General features: G+C 72.2%; 4 protein-coding genes. 2 read left to right on the top strand and 2 right to left on the bottom strand.

The window, feature by feature from the left end; all coding sequences use genetic code 11:
• Positions 1-76: 76 nt before the first annotated feature.
• Positions 77-493: an EVE domain-containing protein gene (locus FVE89_RS22430; RefSeq protein ID WP_160536481.1), complete on the bottom strand. Its 417-nt coding sequence runs from the start codon at positions 491-493 to the stop codon at positions 77-79.
• Between the two features lie 399 nt (positions 494-892).
• Between FVE89_RS22430 and FVE89_RS22425 the strand changes: the two genes are divergently transcribed.
• Entirely contained in the window at positions 893-3,271 is a 2,379-nt protein-coding gene (locus FVE89_RS22425) for an EAL domain-containing protein (protein WP_160536480.1), read from the top strand.
• 89 nt (positions 3,272-3,360) lie between these two features.
• Here FVE89_RS22425 and FVE89_RS22420 read toward each other — a convergent pair whose 3' ends face one another.
• The gene (locus tag FVE89_RS22420) at positions 3,361-4,872 is read right to left on the bottom strand and encodes an MFS transporter (RefSeq protein WP_246731111.1); all 1,512 of its coding nucleotides are present in this window, start codon (positions 4,870-4,872) and stop codon (positions 3,361-3,363) included.
• Positions 4,873-5,037: 165 nt separating this feature from the next.
• Between FVE89_RS22420 and FVE89_RS22415 the strand changes: the two genes are divergently transcribed.
• Positions 5,038-5,889, top strand: a complete 852-nt coding sequence (locus tag FVE89_RS22415; protein WP_202130990.1) for a LysR family transcriptional regulator — start codon at positions 5,038-5,040, stop codon at positions 5,887-5,889.
• Positions 5,890-6,000 lie beyond the last annotated feature (111 nt).

Raw genomic sequence — 6,000 nt, 5'->3', positions numbered from 1 at the left:
CCCACCAGCCTACCCGCCACGCCCGCTTCGTCACCTCACACCCTCGACAACCCGTCAAAATTGGCCAAAGTCGAGCTTAGGCAAGGCCGCCCAGCACGCGAACCCTGTCCCATTCGGCCTCGGTCACCGGCTGCACCGACAGGCGGGAATTGTTCACCAGCACCATGTCGGCGAGCGCCGGATCGGCCTTGATGGCGTCGAGCGTCACGGGGCGGGGCAGCGCCTCCACGGCGCGCACATCGACCATGCCGAAGCGGCCGGTCTCGTCGGTATGATCCGGATAGTAGGGCCGGATCACCTCCACGATGCCGACCACCGCCTTCCCCTCGTTCGAGTGGTAGAAGAAGCCCCGCTCGCCGACCTGCATGGCCATCAGGTGCTTCTTGGCGAGGTGGTTGCGCACCCCGTTCCAGAACGTGCCCGCCGCGCCGGCCGCGACCTGCTGGTCCCACGACCAGGTCGCGGGCTCGGATTTGAACAGCCAGTACGCCATCGTCGCATCCCCACCGGCCGCCCGGTCCGGCGGCGCACCCCGCCTTAGAACCCGTTCGGCCGCCCGATCTCAATCGCGCGCTGCGCGATGCCGGCAGGATTCCGGTCGTGTCCCAGCCGTCGGATCGGCCTGGAGCGCTCTGCGCCGCGGTGAATGCCGGTTCGGCGCAGGAGAGCGCGTCAATCGGAGGCTGAGAGCCGCTCCCCGTCGCGACGGGAACGGAGACGGAGACGGCTCTGGCGGCAGCGTGGGAGCACGGCGTCAACCCGATCGGGTCCACCATAGACCACGCCCTGTCACGAGAATGGCTCTTCGAATCGCAGCCGTTGGATAAATATTAAGCTCCGATCTCTAGTAGCTTTCAGCAACAACGCCGTATAACGACCTCTGATTGTCAACATGCTGACAGTAATCGGCTGCTTCGTCGGGGAGCACAACCCGTGGCTGGTGGCCCTCGCGGCCCTGGTCTGCGCGCTGGCGAGCGCGACGGCGATGGAGCTGCTCACCCATGCCGGGCGGGCCGGCGGACGCGGCCGCTACACGTGGCTCGCGGTCGCGGCGGCGGCCGGGGGCTCGGGGATCTGGGCCACGCATTTCCTGGCCATGCTGGCCTACGCGCCGGGGCTGCCCTCGGGCTACGGGATCGGCCTGACGCTGCTCTCCTACGCCGATGCCGTCGCGATCACGGGGCTCGGCTTCGCCCTGGCGACCATGGGAGGCCGGGTGCGGGCGGCGATCGGCGGCGCCGTCGTGGGCGGCGGCATCGCGGCGATGCACTACACCGGCATGGCCGCCTATCAGGTGCCGGGGCATCTGATCTGGAACCCGGCGGTGGTCGCCGTCTCGGTGGCGGTCGGCGCCGTCCTGGGGGCGATGGCGCTGGTCGCGGGCCTGTCGGCCGGCTCCATCCGGGGCCGGGGCCTCGGCGCCGGATTGCTGATCCTGGCGATCTGCGGCCATCACTTCACCGGGATGGGCGCGGTGACCGTCCAGCCCGACCCCACGGTGGCGATCCCGGACAGCGCGATCCGGACCGAGTGGCTCGCCGCCGCCGTCGCGCTGGCGAGCTCGCTGATCCTGCTGCTGGCCGGGGCCGCCCTCCTGATCGACCTGCGGGAGCGTCGGCGCGCAGAATCCGAGCGCGAGCGCCTGCGCAGCCTCGCCAACGCGGCCGTCGAGGGCCTCGTCGTGTGCCACGGCGGCCGGATCGTCAGCGCCAACGAGGCCTTCGCCCGGCTCGCCGGGACCGAGGCCGCGTCCCTGGTGGGCGCCGGCCTGTCCACCTACCTGCCCGGGCTCGCGGCGACGGCCGGCACGGCCGGAGAGGCCGTCGAGGCCGAGCTCGTCCCGGCGGCCGGCGGGACCATCCCGGTGGAGGTGATCCTGCGGCCGATGGCGGAGTACGGCCGCCAGCCGCATCACGCCGTGGCGGTGCGCGACCTGCGCGCCCGCCGCCGCGCCGAGAGCCAGATCCACTACCTCGCCCACCACGACGCCCTGACGGGGCTGGCCAACCGCACGAGCTTCCAAGCGCGGCTGGAGCGGGAGATGCGCGCGGCGGACGTCCAGCGCACCCGGCTCGCGGTCCTCTGCCTCGACCTCGACCGCTTCAAGGAGGTCAACGATCTGTTCGGCCACGCGGCCGGCGACGCGATGCTGCGCGACCTCGCGCTGCGCGTCGGCGGCCTGCTCGAACCCACGCAGCTGATGGCCCGGCTCGGCGGCGACGAGTTCGCGATCCTGACGCCCCTGGGGCACGGATCCGCGGACGGATCGGCCGAGCGGCTGGCCGAGCGGATCCTGGCGATGCTCGCCGCGGTGCCGGCGGCCTCCGGCCCGGTGATCGCCACCAGCATCGGCATCGCGGTCTATCCGGACGACGCGCCGGACCAGCGCGCGCTCCTGAGCCACGCCGACGCCGCCCTGTACCGGGCCAAGGCCGAGGGGCGCGGCACCTGCCGCCGCTACGACGCCAGCATGGGCGCCCAGATCCGCGACCGGCGCATGCTGGAGCACGACCTGCGCCACGCCGTGTCCCGGGGCGAGCTGGACCTCGTCTACCAGCCGCAGACGCGGATCGAGACCGGCGCGGTGATGGGCTTCGAGGCGCTGCTGCGCTGGCGCCATCCGGAGCGCGGCCCGGTCTCGCCGGCCCTGTTCGTGCCGATCGCCGAGGAGACCGGGGCGATCCTGGAGATCGGCGCCTGGGTGCTGCGCGAGGCCTGCCGCACGGCGGCCCTCTGGCCGCAGCCGCTCGCGATCGCGGTCAACGTCTCGGCGGTGCAGCTCCACAACCCGCATTTCGTGCAGTTCGTCCACGGCACCCTGTTCGAGAGCGGCCTGAAGGCGGAGCGCCTGGAGATCGAGATCACCGAGACCGCGCTGATCCGCGATCCGGCGCGGGCGCTGCTTACCCTGCGCCAGCTCAAGGCGCTCGGCGTGCGGATCGCCATGGACGATTTCGGCACCGGCTACTCCTCCCTGTCGAACCTGCGCTCCTTCCCGTTCGACCGGATCAAGATCGACGGCTCGTTCATCAAGGCGGTCCACAGCAACCCGCAGGGCGCCGCGATCGTACGCTCCGTGCTGGGCCTGGGGCGCGGCCTCGGCCTCGCCGTGGTGGCGGAGGGGGTGGAGACCGACGACGAGCTGTCCTTCCTGGTCGCGGAGCACTGCACCATCGCGCAGGGCTACCTGCTGGGCCGGCCCTCGCCGATCGCGACCTTCGCCGCCTACACCCACGGGGACGCGCCGGATCCGGTCGCCGCCGTGGCGTGAGCGGCCCGATGCCGCCCTGAAATCCGTCAGGGCCTTGCCCTGACAACCCACCAAAGGGCTTCAGCCCTTTGGAAACCCGGATCGGGCGGTCATGCAGGCCCTCGGCCCGCCGCCCCCGGTCGGCCGAAGACGAGCCGGCTCAGGCCCGCGAACAGCCAGGCGCCGAGCCCCCCGTAGAGCATCACGCCGGCAAACCCCGACGCGAGCGCCTGCCGGGCCAGGGACGGGCCGATCCCGTCGGCGGGGAGATTGCCGGCCGCCACGGCCTCGGCCAGCGCGTCGAGCGATCCGGCCGCCTCCGCGGGCAGCACCCGGCCGAGGTCCGCCCGGACGCCCTGGAGCAGCAGGAAGCCCATCAGCGCGATGTTGACCGCAAGCGTGATCATGCGCGCGCTCATGTCCATGCCGGAGGCCATCCCGGCGCGTTCCGCCGGCACCGCGCCGGTGGCGGTGTTGGTGACCGGCGTGTTGGTGAGGCCGAGCCCGGTGCCCGCCAGGACGGCGCCGGGCAGCAGCGTCAGCCAGTCCGCCCCGGCCCCGGTGGCGGCCAGCCGCATGAGCAGGAACCCCGCGCCGATGGTGAACAGGCCGAGGGGGATGACCAGACCCGGGCCGTAGCGCAGCAGCAGCCGCTCCGCCAGAGGCGGCACCGCCAGGGTCGGCAGCGTGTAGGCGAGGAGCGCGAAGCCCGCCGCGACGCTGTCGTAGCCCAGGACCGCCTGCACGTAGATCGGCAGATAGATTACGAACGGCCAGAAGCTGGCATTCATCGCGGCCGACCCGAGCAGGGCGCCGGAGAAGCGCCGGTTGCGGAAGGCCGCGACATCGAACATCGGCCGCGCCGCCCGCAGCTCGACGGCCACGAAGGCGATCGCGCTCGCGGCGCCGGCCAGCGCCAGGAGGCTCACCGGATCGTCGACCCGCAGCGGCTGCCCCCGGGTGATCAGGTAGACGAGGCTGAACACGGCAAGCGACAGGGTCGCGATCCCCGCGCGGTCGATGTGCAAAGCCTGCGGATCGGCGGATTCGGCGATGCCCGCGCGGCCGAGGGCGAGGGTGACGAGCGCCAGCCCGACATGGACCAGGAACACCCAGTCCCAGTTCAGCACCGCCACGGTGACGCCGCCGATCAGCGGCCCGAAGCCGAGGCCGGACCCGAACACGATCCCCCACCAGCCGAACGCCATCCCGCGCGCGGCGCCGTCCCGGAACTGGTGGGACAGCACGGCGGTCTGGCAGGCCAGCATCGCGGCGCCGCTCGCCCCCTGGAGGAACCGGGCCGCGATCAGGAGCGGTGCTCCGGGCGCCAAACCGCAGAGGAGCGAGGCTACCCCGAAGGCCGTGACGCCGAGGAGGAACACCCGCCTGCGGCCGAACCGGTCCGCCAGGGTTCCCATGGCCATCAGGCAGGTGGTCATGGCCACCGTGTAGGCGTTCATGATCCACTGGAGCTGCCGGAAATCGGCGCCCAGGACCCGCTCCAGGGTCGGCAGGATCGCCGGGATGCTGGAGATCTCCAGCCCCAGCATCAGGGCGGACAGGCAGATGGCCGCGAGCGCCAGCGTATTGCGATGTCGATCCTTGACGAAGGTCCGGCCCAATCCTGGAGCGAGACCGGATATGGACGCACGCGATGGCGGATTCTGGTCGGAGACCATCGACAAGACCTTCGGAAAGCTGACGATGCCGCCGAAGGTGACGCCCCCTTGATCACAACACAATCGGATGGATATCGATTTCAGTGATGACACTTTGGGATGGACCGCATGGCCGTTCTGGACGTCGAATCCGTGCGCGCCTTCGTGACGGTGGCGGATCTCAGGAGCTTCACCCGGGCGGCCGAGGCGCTCGGGACGACGCAGGGCGCCGTCAGCGTGAAGCTGAAGCGGCTGGAGGACAGGCTCGGCCAGCGGCTGATCGAGCGCACGCCCCGTCAGGTCCGCCTGTCGGCGCAGGGGGCGACCTTCCTCACGGCGGCGCGGGACTTCCTGGCCGCGCATGAACGGGCCTTGGCGGGGCTGACGGCGCCGCCGCGCCGCTTCCGGCTCGGCATCGCGGCCCACGTGATGGGGCCGGAGGTTCCGGCCCTGCTGGCGCGGATGAAGGCCGTCGATCCGGCACTGACCGTGGAGGTGCAGCTCGACAACGCCCGCCCCCTGCTCGACGGCTTCGAGGCGGGCCGGCTCGACGCCGCGATCATCCGCAGCGACGACGACCGGCGCCCGGGCGAGATCCTGGGGCCGGAGCCGTTCGGCTGGTTCGCGGCGCCGGGCTTCGCGCAACCGGCGGGAGAGCCGCTGCGGCTGGCCGCGACCGCGCCCTGCTGCGCCGTCCGCGACGTGGCGGGCCGGCTGCTCGACCGGGCCGGCATCGCCTGGACGGAGGTGTTTTTGGGCGGGACCGCGGCGATCGCCGCGGCCCTGTCGGCGGGGCTGGCGGTGGCGGCCTTCCCGCGCCGGCTCGCGCCGGCCGACGTGGTGGATGTCGGCCCGGCGCTGGGCCTGCCGCCGCTGCCCGTGCTGGCGATCGTGCTGCACGCCACCCCGTCCGACCCGAGGACCCGGGACACGCTGCGGGCGATCACGGCGGCGTTCCGGGGGGCGCGTCACGGGTGTTAGAGCCGTGCCCGATCGCGTTGCAATCGGGCACGGCTCTAAGCCTTTGTTTCAGCGCGCTCTCTTGCGCCGAACCGGCGTCCATTTCGGCGGAGAGCGCTCTGACGCGTCCGC

Origin of the sequence: Methylobacterium sp. 2A, assembly GCF_009806555.1 — a bacterium.
Lineage (GTDB): Bacteria > Pseudomonadota > Alphaproteobacteria > Rhizobiales > Beijerinckiaceae > Methylobacterium.
The sequence above is the reverse complement of the archived record's forward strand: the minus strand, read 5'-3'. Positions and strand labels throughout refer to the sequence as shown.

Coding starts and splice junctions, on each gene's coding strand:
- FVE89_RS22430 (WP_160536481.1), bottom strand. CDS start 493: ATGGCGTACTGGCTGTTCAAATCCGAGCCCGCGACCTGGTCGTGGGAC.
- FVE89_RS22425 (WP_160536480.1), top strand. CDS start 893: ATGCTGACAGTAATCGGCTGCTTCGTCGGGGAGCACAACCCGTGGCTG.
- FVE89_RS22415 (WP_202130990.1), top strand. CDS start 5,038: ATGGCCGTTCTGGACGTCGAATCCGTGCGCGCCTTCGTGACGGTGGCG.